General features: G+C 69.2%; 19 protein-coding genes. 11 read left to right on the top strand and 8 right to left on the bottom strand.

Annotated features, from left to right (window positions below; all coding sequences use genetic code 11):
- Window positions 1-59 precede the first annotated feature (59 nt).
- Window positions 60-3,599 (bottom strand): DNA polymerase III subunit alpha, encoded by a 3,540-nt coding sequence (gene dnaE / locus QWJ39_RS10335; protein ID WP_290257707.1) that lies wholly within the window; start codon window positions 3,597-3,599, stop codon window positions 60-62.
- A complete protein-coding gene (locus QWJ39_RS10330; RefSeq protein WP_290257706.1) occupies window positions 3,596-3,925 on the bottom strand; it encodes a DUF6504 family protein in 330 nt (109 codons plus the stop codon). Before QWJ39_RS10330 ends, dnaE begins: the two co-directional genes overlap by 4 nt.
- Before the next feature lie 211 nt (window positions 3,926-4,136).
- On the opposite strand from QWJ39_RS10330, the gene QWJ39_RS10325 reads away from it, so the two are divergent.
- Window positions 4,137-4,523: a hypothetical protein gene (locus QWJ39_RS10325; protein WP_290257705.1), complete on the top strand. Its 387-nt coding sequence runs from the start codon at window positions 4,137-4,139 to the stop codon at window positions 4,521-4,523.
- On the opposite strand, the gene QWJ39_RS10320 is transcribed toward QWJ39_RS10325, so the two are convergent.
- The gene (locus QWJ39_RS10320; RefSeq protein ID WP_290257704.1) at window positions 4,524-4,850 is read right to left on the bottom strand and encodes a chorismate mutase; all 327 of its coding nucleotides are present in this window, start codon (window positions 4,848-4,850) and stop codon (window positions 4,524-4,526) included.
- A 14-nt stretch (window positions 4,851-4,864) separates the two neighbouring features.
- Between QWJ39_RS10320 and QWJ39_RS10315 the strand changes: the two genes are divergently transcribed.
- Window positions 4,865-5,287: a VOC family protein gene (locus tag QWJ39_RS10315; RefSeq protein WP_290257703.1), complete on the top strand. Its 423-nt coding sequence runs from the start codon at window positions 4,865-4,867 to the stop codon at window positions 5,285-5,287.
- Window positions 5,288-5,300: 13 nt separating this feature from the next.
- Here the strand turns inward: QWJ39_RS10315 and QWJ39_RS10310 are convergent, their stop codons facing one another.
- On the bottom strand, window positions 5,301-6,053 hold the full coding sequence (locus tag QWJ39_RS10310) for an SOS response-associated peptidase (protein WP_290257702.1): 753 nt from the start codon (window positions 6,051-6,053) through the stop codon (window positions 5,301-5,303).
- Window positions 6,054-6,219: 166 nt separating this feature from the next.
- On the opposite strand from QWJ39_RS10310, the gene QWJ39_RS10305 reads away from it, so the two are divergent.
- The 4 genes from QWJ39_RS10305 (at window position 6,220) to QWJ39_RS10290 (ending at window position 8,912) form a co-directional block, all read left to right on the top strand.
- Window positions 6,220-6,477, top strand: coding sequence for a mycoredoxin (locus QWJ39_RS10305; protein ID WP_290257701.1), 258 nt, complete (start codon window positions 6,220-6,222; stop codon window positions 6,475-6,477).
- A gap of 120 nt (window positions 6,478-6,597) precedes the next feature.
- Window positions 6,598-7,683, top strand: a complete 1,086-nt coding sequence (locus tag QWJ39_RS10300; RefSeq protein ID WP_290257700.1) for an S-(hydroxymethyl)mycothiol dehydrogenase — start codon at window positions 6,598-6,600, stop codon at window positions 7,681-7,683.
- Window positions 7,680-8,324, top strand: a complete 645-nt coding sequence (locus tag QWJ39_RS10295) for an MBL fold metallo-hydrolase (protein WP_290257699.1) — start codon at window positions 7,680-7,682, stop codon at window positions 8,322-8,324. Before QWJ39_RS10300 ends, QWJ39_RS10295 begins: the two co-directional genes overlap by 4 nt.
- A gap of 84 nt (window positions 8,325-8,408) precedes the next feature.
- Window positions 8,409-8,912, top strand: coding sequence for a DinB family protein (locus QWJ39_RS10290; RefSeq protein WP_290257698.1), 504 nt, complete (start codon window positions 8,409-8,411; stop codon window positions 8,910-8,912).
- Between the two features lie 28 nt (window positions 8,913-8,940).
- Here the strand turns inward: QWJ39_RS10290 and QWJ39_RS10285 are convergent, their stop codons facing one another.
- Window positions 8,941-9,687, bottom strand: coding sequence for a lipoate--protein ligase family protein (locus QWJ39_RS10285; RefSeq protein WP_290257697.1), 747 nt, complete (start codon window positions 9,685-9,687; stop codon window positions 8,941-8,943).
- A gap of 16 nt (window positions 9,688-9,703) precedes the next feature.
- Here QWJ39_RS10285 and QWJ39_RS10280 point away from each other — a divergent pair, with 16 nt between their 5' ends.
- A complete protein-coding gene (locus QWJ39_RS10280; protein ID WP_290257696.1) occupies window positions 9,704-10,087 on the top strand; it encodes a DUF2177 family protein in 384 nt (127 codons plus the stop codon).
- On the opposite strand, the gene QWJ39_RS10275 is transcribed toward QWJ39_RS10280, so the two are convergent.
- Window positions 10,084-10,887, bottom strand: a complete 804-nt coding sequence (locus QWJ39_RS10275; protein ID WP_290257695.1) for a thioesterase family protein — start codon at window positions 10,885-10,887, stop codon at window positions 10,084-10,086. The two genes, QWJ39_RS10280 and QWJ39_RS10275, sit on opposite strands and share 4 nt — an antisense overlap.
- Window positions 10,888-11,012: 125 nt before the next feature.
- Between QWJ39_RS10275 and QWJ39_RS10270 the strand changes: the two genes are divergently transcribed.
- Complete coding sequence (locus QWJ39_RS10270) at window positions 11,013-11,693, top strand: endonuclease/exonuclease/phosphatase family protein (RefSeq protein ID WP_290257888.1); 681 nt, start codon at window positions 11,013-11,015, stop codon at window positions 11,691-11,693.
- Between the two features lie 56 nt (window positions 11,694-11,749).
- Here QWJ39_RS10270 and QWJ39_RS10265 read toward each other — a convergent pair whose 3' ends face one another.
- On the bottom strand, window positions 11,750-12,274 hold the full coding sequence (locus QWJ39_RS10265) for a hemerythrin domain-containing protein (RefSeq protein ID WP_290257694.1): 525 nt from the start codon (window positions 12,272-12,274) through the stop codon (window positions 11,750-11,752).
- Between the two features lie 430 nt (window positions 12,275-12,704).
- Here QWJ39_RS10265 and QWJ39_RS10260 point away from each other — a divergent pair, with 430 nt between their 5' ends.
- A complete protein-coding gene (locus QWJ39_RS10260) occupies window positions 12,705-13,973 on the top strand; it encodes an alkaline phosphatase family protein (RefSeq protein WP_290257693.1) in 1,269 nt (422 codons plus the stop codon).
- Window positions 13,970-15,181, top strand: coding sequence for an alkaline phosphatase family protein (locus QWJ39_RS10255; RefSeq protein WP_290257692.1), 1,212 nt, complete (start codon window positions 13,970-13,972; stop codon window positions 15,179-15,181). The genes QWJ39_RS10260 and QWJ39_RS10255 overlap by 4 nt, the downstream gene beginning before the upstream one ends.
- Before the next feature lie 44 nt (window positions 15,182-15,225).
- Here the strand turns inward: QWJ39_RS10255 and QWJ39_RS10250 are convergent, their stop codons facing one another.
- Window positions 15,226-15,900, bottom strand: coding sequence for a DUF1345 domain-containing protein (locus tag QWJ39_RS10250; RefSeq protein ID WP_290257691.1), 675 nt, complete (start codon window positions 15,898-15,900; stop codon window positions 15,226-15,228).
- Between the two features lie 145 nt (window positions 15,901-16,045).
- On the opposite strand from QWJ39_RS10250, the gene QWJ39_RS10245 reads away from it, so the two are divergent.
- Window positions 16,046-17,446, top strand: coding sequence for a glutamate decarboxylase (locus tag QWJ39_RS10245; protein ID WP_290257690.1), 1,401 nt, complete (start codon window positions 16,046-16,048; stop codon window positions 17,444-17,446).
- The last annotated feature ends 86 nt before the right edge of the window (window positions 17,447-17,532 follow it).

Raw genomic sequence — 17,532 nt, 5'->3', positions numbered from 1 at the left:
ATTTCCGGACGCCCAACCAACGCCCGCCACCCCGCCCATCGCCGCTTCCGGACCCGCACTCAACCGCTGAACCCCGTGATCGCGAGGGTCCGCCGGATGCCGTCCAGCGCGCCCGGCGCCATGTCCAGCGGCGGGCCCTCGGGCGCGTCGCCACCGGTACCGGCGCCTCCGCCCAAGCCGGTACCCGCGCCGGCGGCCGGGAAGGGCAGGGTGTCGGTGCGGCTGAGGTCCCAGGCCATGGAGGCGCTGATGCTGATGCCGCGGGGCCCGGTGCGGCGGGTGGTGCCGCGGATCAGCAGCAGCCGGGTGCTGAAGAGCAGCGGCCCGGCCTGCTCCTGGGCCTCGTGGAAGAACACTGAGTCCACGCAACCGGTCCCGTCGTCGATGCTAATGAAGACCACCCGCCGGCCGCCGCGCATCGGCGGGGTCTGGGTGGCCACCCGCACCCCGGCCACCAGCACCTCGGTGCCGTTGCGCAGCTTCAGGAGCTGGTCTGCCGTGGTGACGCCCAGCCGGTCCAGCAGTGGCCGGTGGCTGTCCACCAGGTGGGCGCTGACGTCCACGGCCATCAGGTCCAGCTCAGCCCGGACGGTGTCCACCAGCGTGGGGGCGGGCCGGCCGCCCTTGAGGTTGGTCAGTTCCACGTCGCCCAGCGGCAGGGCCAGCTGGCCCTCGATCACCTCGGCGCCCTTGCGCTGCGTCCTGGTCTGCAACTGCTGCAGGTGGTGGACCAGGTCCGCCCGGTTGGTGTTGCCGCCGACGGCCCGGTGCAGGGAGTCGAAGGCGCCCAGCTGTGCGAGGCGCTGGATGCTGGGTTTGCTGATCCGGGTCCGGGCGCGCAGGTCCGCGAGGGAGTCGTAGGGCTGGCCGGCGACGATGCGTTTGAGTTCCGCGCCGGAGAGACCGAAGATCCCCTTCAGGCTCAGACGGATGCCCAGCTTCCCCCGGTCCGGGCCGTCCACGACCGGTTCCACCCGGTATTCGGCCTGGCTGCGGTTGATGTCCAGGGGCAGGATGGGGATGCCCATGCGGCGGGCCTCGGCCACCAGGAGGCGTTTGGGGTACATGCCGGGGTCGTGTTCCCAGATTCCGGCGAGGAACGCCTCGGGGTGGTGGGTTTTCAGCCACGCCGACTGGTAGGTGGGCACGGCGAAGGCGGCGCCGTGGGCCTTGCAGAAACCGAAGCTGCCGAAGGCCTTCAGGGTTCCCCAGACTTTGTCAACGACCGCCGGGGAATAGTCCCGCCGTTTGGCCTCACGGCGGAAAAATTCCTCCACCTGGTTCTCCAGCACCTCGTTGCCGAGGGCGCGCCGGAACTCATCGGCGCGGGCCAGGCCGCAGCCGGTCATCACGTCGAAGGTCTTCAGGATCTGTTCGTGGAAGACGGTGACGCCGTGGGTTTCCTGCAGCACCGGTTTGAGGTCCGGGTGCGGGAACACCTCCGGGGCGAAGCCATGCCGGTGCTCCAGGAAGGGCCTGACCATGTCCGACTTCATCGGCCCGGGCCGGAAGAGGGAGATGTCGATGATGAGGTCGTTGAACTCCCTGGGGGCCAGCTTGCCGATCAGTTCGCGCTGGCCCGGGGATTCGATCTGGAAGCAGCCCAGGGTGTGGGTGCTGCGGATCAGGTCGAAGGTGGGCTCATCGTCCAGCGGGACGGCGTTCAGGTCTATGGTGCCGTCCTCGGCAATGTAGTCCGGCCCGCTGCCGTCCGGCCCGGGCTGATGGTTTCCGGCGGCCACCACGTCCGCTTTCGAGGGGTGCAGCCGGATGACCTCCCGGACGGCGAAGGCCATGGCGGACTGCATCCGCACGCCCAGGACGTCGAGTTTGAGCATGCCCATGGGGTCCATGTCGTGTTTGTCGAACTGGCTCATCGGCAGGCCCAGGCCGCTGGGCTGGACCGGGGTGCGGTCAAGCAGCGTGGCATCGCCCAGGATGACCCCGCACGGGTGCATGGAGATGTGCCTGGGCAGCCGGTCCAGCCGTTCGGTCAGGTCCACCAGCAGGTCAAGCTGTTGGTTGCCGGTGAAGTCCCGCTGCTCCACCCGCCCGGCGAACTCCTTCAGCTCCGGCTTCTCCACCAGCGCCTCGCGGAAGTTCCTTGCGGAGAACCGCCACAGCTGTTTGGCGATCTCGTCGATGTCGCCGCCCTCCATGCCGAGGGCCAGTCCGGCGTCGCGCACGGCACCCCGGGCGCGGTACCCGTTCTGCATGCTCATCAGGGTCACCCGTTCGGTACCGAACCGGTCGAAGATCTTCCGGTAGACGTTGTGCCGTTCGGCGCTCTCGACGTCGATGTCGATGTCCGGCAGGGTGGCCCGGTCCCGTGAGAGGAAGCGTTCGAAGATCAGGTCGTGCTGCAGCGGGTTCACCTGGCTGACGCCCATCAGGTAGTTGACCAGGCTGGAGGCCCCGGAGCCCCGGGCCGCGGCGCGCACCCCCATGTCCGTGATCATCCGGGACACCTCGGCCACGGTCAGGAAGTAGGAGGCGAACCCGAGGCTGTCGATGATCCGCAGCTCATGCTCCAGCCTGGCCCGCATCTCCACGGCACTGCTGCCGCTGATGCCGGGAAAGCGGCGGGTGATGCCGGCCTCGCAGCGGGCCGCCAGTTCGGCCAGCGGGTCCCCCTCGATCCCGATCACGGCCGCTTCCGGGACCACCGGCTGCTTCCAGCCCATGTCCGCGGCCGGGTCCATCCGGCAGCGGTCCGCGAGCGCCTCGGTATGCGCCAGCAGGCTCTTGAGGTCGGCCGCGCCGAATCCCGCGGCGTGAATGATTTCCTTGCCCAGCTCCAGCATCTGCGCGGAGCTTTTGAGCCAGGCCTGTCCGTTGGGTTGCAGCAGCGGCTCGCCGGCCAGTTCGGGCAGCGACTTCAGGGTACGGGCGGAGTCCAGCACGTCCGCCGTGGCCGCGCCGTCCTCGGCGACATAGCGCACGGCGTTGCTGAGGACTGCGGGCACGCCGTGTTCGGCGGCCAGCTTGAGCATCCGCACGGCGTGGGCCGTGCTGAGGTGCTCCCCCGGGGCGCTCAGCTGGGAGACCACCTCGGCGGTGACGGTTCCCGCCGGCATGGCGTCGAGCCATTGCTTGAACAGGGTGCGCGGCCGCAGGTAGCGCCGCCCGCCCATGGAGCGGCCGACGTCGGAGTCCGGTCCGATCAGTACCGTCAGCACCGGCTCGAGCGTCTGCGGATCCAGCGCCCGGGATGCCAGTTCGGCCCGGGTCACCGCGGCGGGGACCGTACCGCCGGCCTTGCCCGTGGTGCGGGAGTGGGCATCGGAGATCAGCCGGCACAGGGCGCGGTATCCGGCCCCGGCGTTTTCCCCGTGGGCCAGGACGACGACGCGGCCGCCCACCTGGGTGCGGAGGTCGCCGTCGTCGTCAAAGACCGCCAGGTCCACCCCCACGATGGGATCCAGCCCCGCGGCCATGCAGGCCTTGAGGTGTTTGATGGTGCCGTAGAGGCCGTCACGGTCGGTGCAGGCGAGCGCCGTCGCCCCGTCGGCTGCGGCCGCCGCGGCCAGTTCCTCCGGCCAGGACACGCCATAGTGGGCGCTGAAGGCAGTGGAGACATGCAGGTGGGTGAAGCTCATGCCGATGCGGGCCTCCGCTGCCCGGCCAGGGCGTCGTGGAGCCGCAGCAACCGCCAGCGCCCGCTGCGCAGGTGGCGACTGAGGTCGAGGGTGAGGCTTTGGTCCGGGGCCGAGGCGTCCCGGACCTCGAGCCGCCAGATCTCCGAGTCCACCAGGCCTGGGCCGCTGCCCAGCGGGGCGCGCTGCTCTTCAGCCCACCACTCACGCCGTTCGAACCACCGCACTGGCTCGGCGCACAGCTCATAGCTTCGTCCCGCCCAGACCAGGGACTCGGGCCGGCCCTCCGGGGTGCAGGCCACCTCCACGGATTCGCTGAACATCCCCATGATGCCTCCCGGGCGCTGTGTTGTTGACGAACGGGCTGGACGGCCGCTGGGCAGGTGCGCCGGAAGGTGCAGGTGCCACAGGCGGGAGGCCAGACGGGTTGCCTCTTGAATTATTCGAACATATCTTCGAATAGAACAAGTCTACGACGGGGCCGGGACAAAACCTAGATCAGGGGTGGACGGGGCCAACGTGCGGGGGCAGGATTGGCCTATGAGCTCGCACAACGCACTCCTGAAGCACGCCAGCATCGCCGCCAAGGATTCAACGTTGGTGGCGACCTTCGATATAGACGGCAATATCCCGGCCTCGGGCGCCTACGTGGTGGGGCTGGTCGCGGCGACGCCGGACCATTCGCATCAGCGGCGGCTGGAAATCGAATTCCTCAATGGCGAGGCTGTGTCCTTCTTCTGCTTCAGCCATGACGGTACGGAGGAGAACTTCGACATCAAGGGCGTCCAGCATTCCGGGAACACCATCACGGGCAACTTCCCGCTGAGCACAGTACTGGGCCTGCCCAAGGGGCACCTGATGACGGCTTACAGCGACTGCGACGGGCGGGAGTACCAGGCCAACGTCCCCGTGGAGGAATCCCTCTAGCTAGCTGCCGGCCTTGTAGACCTCAAGCTCCAGGCGAATGAAGGCATCGATCATGGCCTTGTAGGTCTCTCCGACGATGTCGGTGTCGATGTCGTTGCGTTCGGCCGTTGCCTTCACGTGCTCCAGGACGCGCTCCACCCGGCCCGGGGCGCGGACCTCGGCACTGTCGGCCTTGAGCGTCCCGGCGATCCGGATCAACCGCTCCCGGCGTCCGATCAGCGCGACGATCTGCTCGTCAACCTCGTCCACGGCCACCCGCACGGCGGCGAGCTGGTCCTTATCGGCCTGGGCTGCTTTGTCCTCTGCGTGATTTGTCGACATCTGCATGACAGTATCGAACGATGCAACCACGAGTCGACTTCATCTCCCTTGGCGTCCGCAGCGTGGAAGCCTCCCGCCGGTTCTACGTGACGGGCCTGGGCTGGCCCGTTCACCGCGAAGTCCCCGGTGAAGTGCTCTTCCTGCAGATCAACCACGGGCTCATCCTCTCGCTCTGGGACGCGGGCCAGATGCGGGCCGAAGCCGGGACGGATTCCCCCGCCGGCATCCCTCCCATCACCCTGAGCCACAACGTGCACAGCGCCGATGCGGTGGACAGGGTCCTGGGCGAGGCTGCGGACGCCGGGGCCACCATCGTCGCGCCGCCCAAAACACAGCCGTGGGGCGGCTACACCGGCTACTTCGCCGACCCGGACGGCTTCCGCTGGGAGGTCGCGTTCAACCCGACCTGGACCGTGGACGCGGCCGGCCGGGTCACGGTCTAACCCCGCATCAGGACTAGAACAGGCTGCCGACCGGTTCGATCAGTTCCGGGGAATCGTTGCGGACGTTCCCGACGGCGGTGCCGACGGCGTCGATCCGCCAGCCCTCGGCGACGTCGTGGGCGTTGGCGCGCACGATGCCGACCAGTTCCGCGGCATCTTCCGCCCGGGGGTCAAGCCAGGCCTCCATGGTGGCGCGGTCCATCGGCAGCGGCACCCGGTCATGCAGGGCCGTCAGTTCCGCCAGCATCCCGTCGGCGTAACCCTCGGGCGGCGAATCGGTGGTCAGGATCGTCGTCGAGAGCAGCCACCGGCCGGGGTCCCCCTCATCCTTGGACGGGTCCTTCCACCACTCGTACAGTCCCGCGAACGCCACCGGTGAGCCGTCCTTCGGATGCACGTAGTAGGGCTGCTTCCCCTTGCCCTGGCCCTTCCACTCGTAGTAGCCGTCGGCCGGGACGGCGCAGCGCCGGGACCGCGTGGCCTTCCGGAACGCCGGCTTCTCCAGCACGCTCTCGCTGCGGGCGTTGATCATCTTCGACCCGATGCCGGGGTCCTTGGCCCAGGACGGGACCAGTCCCCAGCGGGCGATGTGGAGCTGCCGCGCCGGGTGCTCCGCCCCCTCGACCAGCCGCTCCAGGATGATCGGCACGTCCGCCGTCGGCGCGACGTTCCACGACGGCGGCACGGCGATCTCCTCCTCGAGCCCGGCGTCGAACTCTGCCAGCAGGTCCCCGACGGCCCGGGCCATCACATAGCGTCCACACATGCCCCCAGCATGCCACCGGCCGGCCCGGCCTGCACAGGGTGCCGCATCGGGGCCTGCCCCTGCCGGCACCTCCCTGCGGGAATACCGTCCCGCAGGATACGGTTATTCCAGAGACGTCCGATTGACCGTCCCGGCACGCACCGGCAACCCACCTGAGGAGAATTTCGTGGACTTCACCCCCGAATCCGGCACCATCACCATGTTCTCGACCACGTGGTGCGGCTACTGCAACCGGCTGAAGAAGCAGCTGGACGCGCAGGGCATCGGGTACACCGAGATCAACATCGAGGAAGTCGAAGGCACGGCCGAACTGGTCGAGCAGCTCAACGGCGGCAACCGTACCGTCCCCACCGTGCTGTTCCCGGACGGCACCGCCGCCACCAACCCCTCCGCGGCAGAGGTCAAGAGCCGCCTCGCGGCCTAACCCGCCAGCACCAGAGAACAGCCACACCAGACACGACGCGGACTCCGGATTACCCGGGGCCCGCGTCGCGCCGTATCCGGCACCCCCGCGCCGGGCGGCGGCATCGAAAGGAGCTCTCCCATGGTCCATAAGGTCAAGGGCGCAATCGTCCGGTCCAACAACGCCCCCGTCACCCTGGAAACCATCCTGGTGCCCGATCCCGGCCCCGGCGAGGCGCTGGTGGACATCCTCACCTGCGGCGTCTGCCACACCGACCTGCACTACAAGCAGGGTGCCATCAACGACGACTTCCCGTTCCTGCTCGGCCACGAGGCCACCGGCGTGGTCAGCGCCGTCGGCCCCGATGTCACCTCGGTGGCTCCCGGGGACCGCGTGGTGCTGAACTGGCGCGCCGTCTGCGGCGAATGCCGGGCCTGCCGCCGCGGCGAACCGCAGTACTGCTTCAACACGCACAACGCCGCCCAGAAGATGACCCTGGAAGACGGCACGGAGCTCACCGCCGCCCTGGGCATCGGCGCCTTCGCCGAGAAGACGCTCGTCGCCGCAGGCCAGTGCACCAAGGTGGACCCCGAGGCCGACCCGGCCGCCGTCGGCCTGCTCGGCTGCGGCGTCATGGCGGGCCTCGGCGCCGCGATCAACACCGGCAACGTCGGCCGCGGCGACTCGGTGGCCGTGATCGGCTGCGGCGGGGTGGGCGTGGCGGCCATCGCCGGCGCCGCGCTCGCCGGCGCCACCACGGTGATCGCCGTCGACATCGACCCCAACAAGCTCGAACGGGCCAAGGACCTGGGTGCCACCCACACCGTGGATTCCTCCGCCGTAGACCCCGTGGAGGCCATCCGTGAGCTGACCGGCGGTTTCGGCGCCGACGTCGTGATCGACGCCGTGGGCCGTCCCGAGACGTACAAGCAGGCTTTCTACGCCCGCGACCTGGCCGGCACCGTGGTGCTGGTGGGCGTCCCCAGCCCGGAGATGACCCTGGAGCTGCCGCTGCTGGATGTGTTTGGCCGCGGCGGTTCACTGAAGTCCTCCTGGTACGGCGACTGCCTGCCCTCCCGGGACTTCCCGATGCTGATCGACCTGTACCGGCAGGGACGGCTGGACCTGGACGCCTTCGTCACCGAGCGCATCGGCATCGACCAGATCGAGGAAGCCTTCGAGAAGATGCACTCCGGCGCCGTCCTGCGTTCCGTGGTGGAGCTGTGAGCAACGACGTGGACGGCCTGCGGATCGACCGACTGGTCACCTCGGGAACGTTCTCGCTCGACGGCGGCACCTGGGACGTGGAGAACAACGTCTGGATCGTGGGCGACGACGCCGAGTGCGTCGTGATCGACCCGGCGCACGACGCCGCCGCGATCGCCGCCGCCGTCGGCCACCGGAAGGTCACCGCCATCCTGCTCACGCACGGCCATGACGACCACATCGCCGCCGTGGGCGAGTTCCGGAAACTGACCGGCGCCCCCGTGTACCTGCACCGGGACGACTGGATGCTCTGGGACCGGGTGTTCCCGGGCACCGAACCGGACCACGCGATTGCCGACGGTGACTCGTTCGACGTCGCCGGCGCCCGCCTGGTGGCCCTCCACACGCCCGGCCACTCGCCCGGATCGGTCAGCTTCCGGCTCGAAAGTGAGGGCACCGTCTTCACCGGCGACACCCTGTTCCAGGGCGGACCCGGGGCCACCGGCCGGTCCTTCAGCGACTTCCCGACCATCATCGAGTCCATCTCCTCCCGGCTGCTGACCCTGCCGGCGGAGACGGTGGTTCGCACCGGGCACGGGGACCAGACCACCATCGGCGCCGAGGCCCCGCACCTGCAGGAGTGGATCGACCGGGGCCACTGACGCCAAGGGAGGAACACCACCCACCAGCCACACCTCTTGGGCCCCGTCCGGATTTCCGGGCGGGGCCCATTAGGCTGTGGGCTCATGAGCACCAATCCCAGCATGGAACCGGACCTCTTCGCCGCGGATCTTCGGACCCAGTTCGAGGCGTTCCTCGACGATCACCGGGCCGATCTGGAGGCCAGCCTCGACGGACTGAGCGAGGAGGAGGCACGGACGGCCCTGGTGCCCTCGCGCACCACGCTGCTGGGGCTGTTGAAGCACGCGGCCTTTGTCGAGAAGGTCTGGTTCGACGAGGCCATCACCTGCCGCAGCCGCGTCGAGATCGGCATCCCGGCCACTCCGGACGAGTCGTTTGTGCTGGACCCTGAGGACACCATCGCCTCGGTGCGGGCCGCCTACCGCGAGGCCTGCGCCGGCTCCCGGGCCCGTACCGCGGCCCTGGGGCCCGACGACCTGGTCCGCGGCAACCGGCGCGGGCCGCTGCCGATGCGGTGGGTGTACCTGCACATGCTGCGCGAACTGGCCCAGCATTGCGGGCACGCGGACATCCTGCGCGAACAAATCCTGGCCGCCCGGGCCCAGTGATGGGCTACAGGGACCGCCAAGGTAATTGCTACGGGGCGGTCAGGGTCCGGAAGTCGCCGTCCTCCAGCGCCGCGTACCGCCCGTAGGCGCCCAGGACCGCCGCCTCGACGGCGTTGACGTCGAGGCCCGGCACCAGGTCATCCGCGGCGCCCGCCGTCGCCGGATCCCAGTCGAGTCCGAGCGCCGCGTAGCTGGCCTCCAGCACGGCCCGGATGGGCGCTGAGTCCGAGACGATCACCGCCGAGCTGAACAGCCAGCCGCCGGAGACCACGCGCTGGGCCGTGCCCACCAGCTTGATCCGGTGCGACGGGGCCCGGCGGTCGGTGCCGTGGACGCTGAATTCGCCCGGGCAGTACTCCCCCGGGATCTCGCCGACGGCTGCGTCCACGCCGGCGTTCCGGAGCGCCTCCGCCAGCAGGCCGCCGAAAAGGGCGAACCGGGCCTTGGCGCCGGCGATCGCGTAGGCGTCGGGCTCCAGGTGGTCAATCACCAGGCTGCCCGGGTGGTACGCGGCGGCGCGTCCCCCGGCCTTCCGCACCAGGGGTTCGAAGCCGAGGTCCCGGCAGGCCCGGGCAGCGGCCTCGAAGCCGGGCAGGTTGGCGTCCCGCTGGCCGAACGCCAGGGTGGGGACGGGCCGGTAGAGCCGCAGCAGCGGCCCCGCCGCCCCGGTCTTGACCCGCCGCAGCAGTTCGAGGGCGAAATCGAGGTCTTCCGCAGCGCCGAGGGAGGAGGGCTGACGGAACACGGTGAGGCTCCGGGGTCCGGCCTGCTGCATGTGGTTATGCTCCCTTATGGTCTTTCTGCAATTCCTGGTGGTGGCCGCCGCGTTTGCCGTCATCGACGCCGTCTGGCTGAAGTCGACGAGCAGGTTCTACCGCCGCCACCTGGGCCACCTGATGGCCGACAAGCCCCATCTAGGCTACGCCGTCGTGTTCTACGTGCTGTACATCGCCGGAATCGTCTTCTTCGCCCTGCGCCCCGCGCTCGACGGCGGCGGCTGGGCGGCCGCGTTCGGCTACGGCGCGGCGCTGGGCGGCTTTGCCTACGCCACCTACGACCTGACGAACGCCGCGACCCTGAAGAAATGGCCGCTGGTGATCGTGGTGGTGGACATCGCCTGGGGCGTGGTCCTCACCGGCCTGGCCACGACGGTGGGCTGGCTGGTCTTCCACTAGCTCTTGCGCAGCGTCAGGATCTGCTCGGCCCGGCCGAACGGACCCTGCAGGTCGTGCAGCACCGTGGAGGTCAGCCCGATGCCGTCCGTTCCGAAGGACACCTCGTTGTCCAGGCCCAGCCACTGCCCCTCCGGCAGCCGGTACATGTGGATCTGCAGGTCCAGGTTGGGGAACACGTAGCTGCCCTTGCCCGGCGGGACCCGGGCCGCGATGCCGTTGGCGGTGTCCACCAGGCCGATCAGCCGGGCGAGGTCCCCGCTGTCGTTCCGGTCGGTGAGCGGGTGGTCGGTGTGCAGCCAGACGGTGCCGGACCCGGCCCGGTGTCCCTCGGCGATGCGCATGCTCAGCGACGCGATGTACCCGCCGGGCCAGACCTGCGCGGCGTCGTAGGGTTCGCAGTCCTCCGGGGCCGGGATCCGCGGGTCCTCGAAGGCTGCGATTGCGGTGGTGTCGGAGGTGATGATCCGCCAGGCCGTGGCCCTGATGGCGACGCGGCCGCCGGCGGTCAGTTCCGCCTGGAGCAGTTCGATGGTCCGGCCCGGGCGCAGCGTGGTCGTGGTGACCTCGAATTCGCCGCCCGGGATCAGTCCCAGGATTTCGTAGCTGATCCGGGCCATCCGCATGTCCGGCCGCGGGTCGTGCCGGGAGAGCGCGTCGGCCATGATGCCGGAGGCCGGAGCCATGTGCTGCTCGTGGACATTCCAGGCGCCCTGGGCGTGGATGGTCGAGCGGTAGCGGCCTCCGCCGAGGACTTCATAGTAGAAGTCACCCTCGGCCAGCTCGGGCATTTCAGCAGTCAACGGTGACCCTTTCGCAGCAACGTAATCGGAGAATTCCACCACCCTATCGCCTCGCCGCGACGCCGGACTGGGTAGACTCGGGTGCAGGTTTACCCCGACTATGCTGCGAAGAGGTGCTCCCCCTGATCCGAGTTATCAGCTACAACCTCCGCAAACACAAGGCCAGCGGCGAACTTGAGGCGCTGGCCCGCGACTACAAGGTGGACGCCTTGTGCCTGCAGGAGTGCGACACCGAAGACCTTCCCGAAAGCATTGGAAACCTGCAACTGGCCGACGCCACGCGTGGCAACCGGCTGGGCCTGGCGATCTACTACAGCACGGACCGGTTCACCGCCGGCGATACCAAGACCTTCTCGCTGAAGAAGTCCGTGCACGACCGGGTGCTGGCGCCGGCGCATGAGCGGCTGATCGGCACGCGGATGGTGGACAACCAGACGAACCACGCCCTGGTCATCGCCTCGTTCCACGCCGCCCCGTTGACGGCGTCGAACTCGTTGCGGCGCAACCAGATCCATGCCGCCCACGGCGAGTTGCTCAGCATGGGCGGTGGGCTGATGACGCTCATGGTGGGCGACTTCAACTACCCGTTCTTCACCAAGTACCTGACGGAGCAGATGAAGGACGCCGGCTACGAGCTCTCGCTCAGCGACCGGCGCACCTACACCCGCTACAAGGTCTTCAAGGGCCACTTCGACTTCGCCACCTCGCAGGGGCTGGTGATCGAGAAGGTGGAGACGCTGCCCCGCGGCGCGTCCGACCACCTTCCCATCCTGATCTCGGCCGAATACGGCCAAAACCCCGAGTAGAAGTCGATAGCGGAACGGCCGGGCTGGTCAGGCCCGGCCGTTCCCCTTTAATCCCGTTACTTCGAGTCCGGCTCGTTCTGCTCCACGTACTCGTCCGGGTCCACGTCCCGGGCCTTGATACCGCCGGCGTGGGCCGCCTCGAAGGCATAGAAGGACACGGCCAGCTTGTGCCGCAGGTCCAGGTCCGCGTTCAGCCGGAAGTCCGTGAGGCCCTCGCGTTCCTCCTCGCCCATGTGCTCGCTGTTGGCCTCGTTCACCTTCGCGACGGCGGCCCACCACTCGTCGGAGCCGGCGTCGTGCCGCCCGACGTCGGCGATCGCGTCACGGATCTCGTTGTGGTCGTGGATGGCGTCGGTGGTCTCGTCCTCCGGTGAGTCCTTGCCGCCCTCGCCCGTGCCCAGCGCCAGCAGCTCCGGATAGAACAGCTCCTCCTCGGCCTTGGCGTGCACTTCCAGCAGGATCTGCAGGCGGTCCCAGACGGCGGCCAGGTCAGCGGGGGCTGCACCGCGCATCTCCTCCAGGATCGCGAACATGCGGCGCTGGTCGTGGTGGTCGTTGAGGATGACGTCGGTGATGTCCATGCGTGCTCCTGCGGGGTTTTCGGCCGTGTCCCGCCCGCGCTGCGGCGGAGGGATCGGCGGCGTGTGCCGGCGGCGGGATGCCGTTGCTCCGATGCTAGTGCAGGCCCCCGGGCGGCGCTGCCCGGCCGGGGAAGTTCCGGTGTTCAGGCAAACATCGCGTGAACAAAGCACGGACGGACGTGAAAAACAGGCAGTTCCGTAACCTTCCCGTGATCTACTTTTGGGCGTCATCCTGCGCTTCCGGCGCTGCCCGGGGCCGGCGGGATGTGGCAGGCCGGAGCCTTTGACGCGACCGTCGGGAATCCGGCTGCCTCCGGGGCGGGGACCCCGGGACCGTAACTTTTCCGTCGCTTCCAGCGATTACCCCTGCGCAGGACCGGCTGACGACAGCAGCCAGAATGTCCGGCCCGATAACGAAGGAAATGATCACGTGACTTTTTCCAGACGGAGTTTTCTCGGAGTGGCGGGAGCGACGGCGGCTACCGCCCTTGCCACCACCGGCACGGTCCGTGCCGCCACCGCCGCCGCCCCGAGCCTGCCCGCGCCCGACGCCTCCGGCATCGAGCACATCATCGTGGTGATGATGGAGAACCGCTCCTTCGACCACTTCCTCGGCTGGCTGCCCGGTGCCGACGGCACACAGTCCGGGCTGAGCTTCAGGGACCGCTACGGCATCCCGCACTCGACCTACCACCTGACCGATTTCCAGGGCTGTGGCCACCCGGACCCGGACCACTCCTACGAGGGCGGCCGGATCCAGTTCAACAACGGCAAGAACGACGGCTGGCTCCGGGCGGGTGAAAACGACGAATTCGCCGTCGGCTACTACGACGCCCCGGACCTGGACTTCTGGCGCCAGGCCGGACCCGACTGGACCGTCTGCGACCGCTACTTCGCCGCGACCATGGCCGAGACGTACCCCAACCGCTTCTACCAGCACGCCGCCGCCACGGATCGGATCCACAACTCCACCGTGACCTCCACGCTCCCCACCATCTGGGACCGGCTGGCCGCCGCGGGCGTGGCCGGGAAGTACTACTACGGCGACATCCCCTTCACGGCGCTCTGGGGCACCAAGTACCAGCCCATCTCCCACCCCTACGCGGACTTCCTCACGGACTGCTCGGCCGGGACCCTGCCGGCCGTGTCCTTCGTGGACCCGCGCTTCACCGACGAGGGATCCGGGACCTCCGGGGACGACCACCCACACGCGGACATCCGCTCCGGCGAGACCTTCCTGGCCGAGGTCTACAACGCGGTCACCTCCGGCCCGGGCTGGGCCAACACCCTGCTGGTGGTCAACTACGACGAATGGGGCGGCTTCTACGACCACGTCGCCCCGGCCACGGCCCCCGACACCGCGGACACGACGGCCCTTCGCGGCTTCCGGGTCCCCTCCCTGGTGGTCTCCCCGCGCGCCCGCCGCCGCTACGTCGCCCACGACGTCTACGACCACACCTCGGTCCTCAAGGCGATCGAGTGGCGTTGGAACCTCCCGGCGCTGACACCCCGCGACCAGGCCGCCCGGAACATCGCCGAGGTCCTGGACTTCGGCACCCCCGCCAACCTCGCCGCCCCCAAGTACCTCGTCCCGCCCTTCGTGGCCGGCCCCGCCTGCACCCCGGTGGGACCGCCCCCGGAAGAGGAATGGTCCGGACTGAAACAGAAAGCCCTCGCCGACGGATGGAAACTGCCGTGAACAACACCACCAGCAACGCCAGCACCAGCACGCACTCCGCACCCCGCCGCGGGCGACGGATCCTGAAGCGGTTCGCCGCCGCCTCCGCGCTCGTCCTCGCCGCCGCGGGCATCGGCTACGGCTCGGCGTCAGCCACCGCGGGCGCCGCCGCCGCACCGCAGAAGGCCGGCACCGCCGTCCCCGCCGCGACCCAGACCGGCGGCTACCTGCCCGGGGCCAAGCACCTCTTTGTCATCAACCTTGAGAACAAGGGCTACGACGAGACCTGGGGCCCGGCGTCGGCCGCCCCGTACCTGTCCCAGACGCTCCGCAGCCAGGGCGTGCTGCTGAACCAGTACTTCGGCACCGCCCACAACTCCCAGCCCAACTACGCCGCGCAGATCTCCGGCCAGGGGCCGAACGCCCAGATGCAGTCCGACTGCCAGACCTACTCGCCGTTCGTGGGCACCGGTACCGCCAGCCCGGGCCAGGCCGTCGGCGACGGCTGCGTCTTCCCCGCCAGCGTCCCCACCGTCGCCGGGCAGCTCAAGGATGCCGGGAAGACCTGGAAGGGCTACATGGAGGACATGGGCACCCCCTGCCGGCACCCCGCGCTCGGCGCCGTCGACGACACCCAGAAGGCTAGGGTCGGCGACCAGTACGCGGCCCGCCACAACCCGTTCGTCTACTTCGCCGGGATCACCGGTTCACCCGACTGCGCCGCGAACGACGTCGACCTCTCCAACCTGAGCACCGACCTCGCTTCCACCGCCACGACGCCGAACCTGTCGATGATCACGCCCAACCTCTGCCACGACGGCCACGACTCCCCCTGCGTGGACGGCAAGCCCGGCGGCCTGGCCAGCGCCGACGCCTGGCTCAAGCAGTGGGTCCCGGTCATCACCGGCTCGCCGGCGTTCAAGCAGGACGGCGTCCTGGTCATCACCTTCGACGAGTCCGACGGCCCCCAGTCCGACGCCAGCGCCTGCTGCGGCGAGGGCCCCGGGCCGAACGCGGCCCTTCCCGGCATCACGGGCATGGGCGGCGGCCGGGTGGGCGCCCTGGTGCTCTCCCCGTTCAGCAAGGGCGGCACCTGGTCCACCACCCCGTACAACCACTACAGCCTGCTGGCCAGCATCGAGGACACGTTCGGGCTGCCCTACCTCGGCTACGCCGGGACCCCGGGCCTGAACCGGTTCGGCCTCGACGTCTACAACGCCGGCGTCTAAGGCCGGGCTTCTGAGCTCTGGGGCCTGAAACCCACGGTGGCCGGTCAGTGGATGAGGCCGGCCACCAGGTTAATGGTGGTGGCGAGCACGATCGTGCCCAGCAGGTAGGACAGGAGGGCCTGTCGCAGGACGGTGGTGCGGATGGCGTCGGTCTTGAGGTCCGTGTCCGAGACCTGGAAGGTCATGCCGACGGTGAAGGCCAGGTACGCGAAGTCCAGGTAGCGGGGCAGCTTGTCCTCGTTGAAGTCGACGCCGGTCTTGTCCCGGTAGTAGATGGAGGCGTACCGGAGGGTGTACAGGGTGTGCACCAGGAACCAGGACAGCGCCACGCTGCCCACGGCCATGGCAATGATGGCCGCCTTGGTGCCGCCCTGGGCGTTGGAGGCATCGAGCAGGATCAGGGCGACGCCGCCGAAGCTCGCCACGGTGGCCACCAGCACCAGACCGTCGGCCAGGCCGCGGCTGGGGTCCTCGCGGCGGGCGTGCGCCGCCGTCGCCTGCGGCTGCAGGCCGCCGATCACCGACCACACCCAGATCAGGTAGGTCAGGGACGCCGCCGCCCAGCCCAGCGCGGGCGCGTAGGCCCAGGACATCAGGGACCCGACGGCGACAGCGGTGACCGCGCCGACCAGGACCATCACGAGTACCCGGAGCCGGGAGTGGTGGGCGCGGCTGTTGAAATTGTGCCCGCCGTGGCCGTTCGCTACCTCTGCGTTCATGCGCCGATCTTCCCAGTTGAGCCGCCGACGGCGGCGCACGGCGGGGCGTGTCGGCGCCGTTTCCTTCCAAGGCCCCGGCCCGGCGGGTAGCGTGGGCGGGGCAGGCCCCGGCCCCGCCGCGGCTTCCCCCTGCCGAAGGAGTGCCATGCCCAGGTCCCACCGATCCCCCCAGCACGAGCCGGACACCGACGTGGAGCTCAACCCGCTCTTCAGCAGGCCGGGCGAGGCCACCACCTTTCCCAAGTTCCGACTTCCCGACGGCGAGTCCCTCCCCGCCACCGCGTACCAGGTGGTCCATGACGAGGCGATGCTGGACGGCAATGCCCGCCTGAACCTGGCCACCTTCGTGGGCACCTGGATGGAGACCGAGGCCGCGAAACTCTACGCCGAGACGTTCGACAAGAACATGATCGACAAGGACGAGTACCCGCAGACCGCCCTGATCGAGACCCGCTGCTGGCGGATGCTCGCCGACCTCTGGAACGCCCCGGAACCGGAGTCCGCCGTCGGGACCTCCACCATCGGCTCCTCCGAGGCCTGCATGCTGGGCGGCCTGGCCCTGAAGCGGCGCTGGCAGAACGCCCGCCGGGCCGCGGGCAAACCCACGGACAAGCCCAATCTGGTCCTCAGCTCCGCCGTCCAGGTCTGCTGGGAGAAGTTCTGCAACTACTGGGAGGTCGAGGCCCGCTACGTCCCCGTCTCCGCCGAACACCCGGTCCTGGACGGCACCGACCTGGAGCAGTATGTGGATGAGAACACCATCGGCGTCGTGGCCATCATGGGCGTCACATACACAGGCCGCTACGAGGACATCGCCGGGATCTCCGCCGCCCTGGACGCCATCGAGGACAAGCACGGCCACGACGTCCCCATCCACGTCGACGGCGCCTCCGGGGCGATGATCGCCCCGTTCCTGCAGCCGGACACGGTGTGGGACTTCCGGCTCCCCCGGGTCGCCTCGATCAACACGTCCGGCCACAAGTACGGCCTGGTCTACCCCGGCCTCGGCTGGGTGATCTGGCGGGACAAGGACGCCCTGCCGGAGGAGCTGGTATTCCACGTCAGCTACCTCGGCGGGGACATGCCCACGTTCGCGCTGAACTTTTCCCGCCCCGGCGCCCAGGTGCTCCTTCAGTACTACCTCTTCCTCCGCCTCGGCTTCGAGGGCTACGCCTCCGTCCAGTCCGCCTGCCGCGACGTGGCCACCTACCTCTCCGCGGAGATCGGCGCCATGGAGGCGTTCACCCTGTGGAGCGACGGCTCGGACATCCCGGTCTTCGCATGGCAACTGGCCGACGGCCACACACGCAACTGGAACCTCCACCACCTGTCGGAGCGGCTGCGGATGAGCGGCTGGATTGTTCCCGCCTACCCGCTCCCGGACGGCCTCGGCGACATCACGGTGCAGCGCGTGGTGGTACGTAACGGCTTCACGAAGGACCTCGCGGCGAGCTTCCTGGCCGACCTGAAGAAGGAGGTCGAGTACCTGGACTCCCTCGATGCGCCGATGCCCTCCCAGGGGCAGAGCCCGGCCTTCCACCACTGAGGATTCTTAAGCGATTCTTAACCGGTGCCGGGGACACTGGAAGAGGCGCGCCACCGCGCGCCAGCGCCCCCGACACGGAGGATTCC

Source organism: Arthrobacter sp. YD4 (genome assembly GCF_030410515.1).
Classification (GTDB): domain Bacteria; phylum Actinomycetota; class Actinomycetes; order Actinomycetales; family Micrococcaceae; genus Arthrobacter.
Note: the sequence above shows the minus strand (reverse complement) of the source record. Positions and strands in the feature narration are given on the sequence as shown.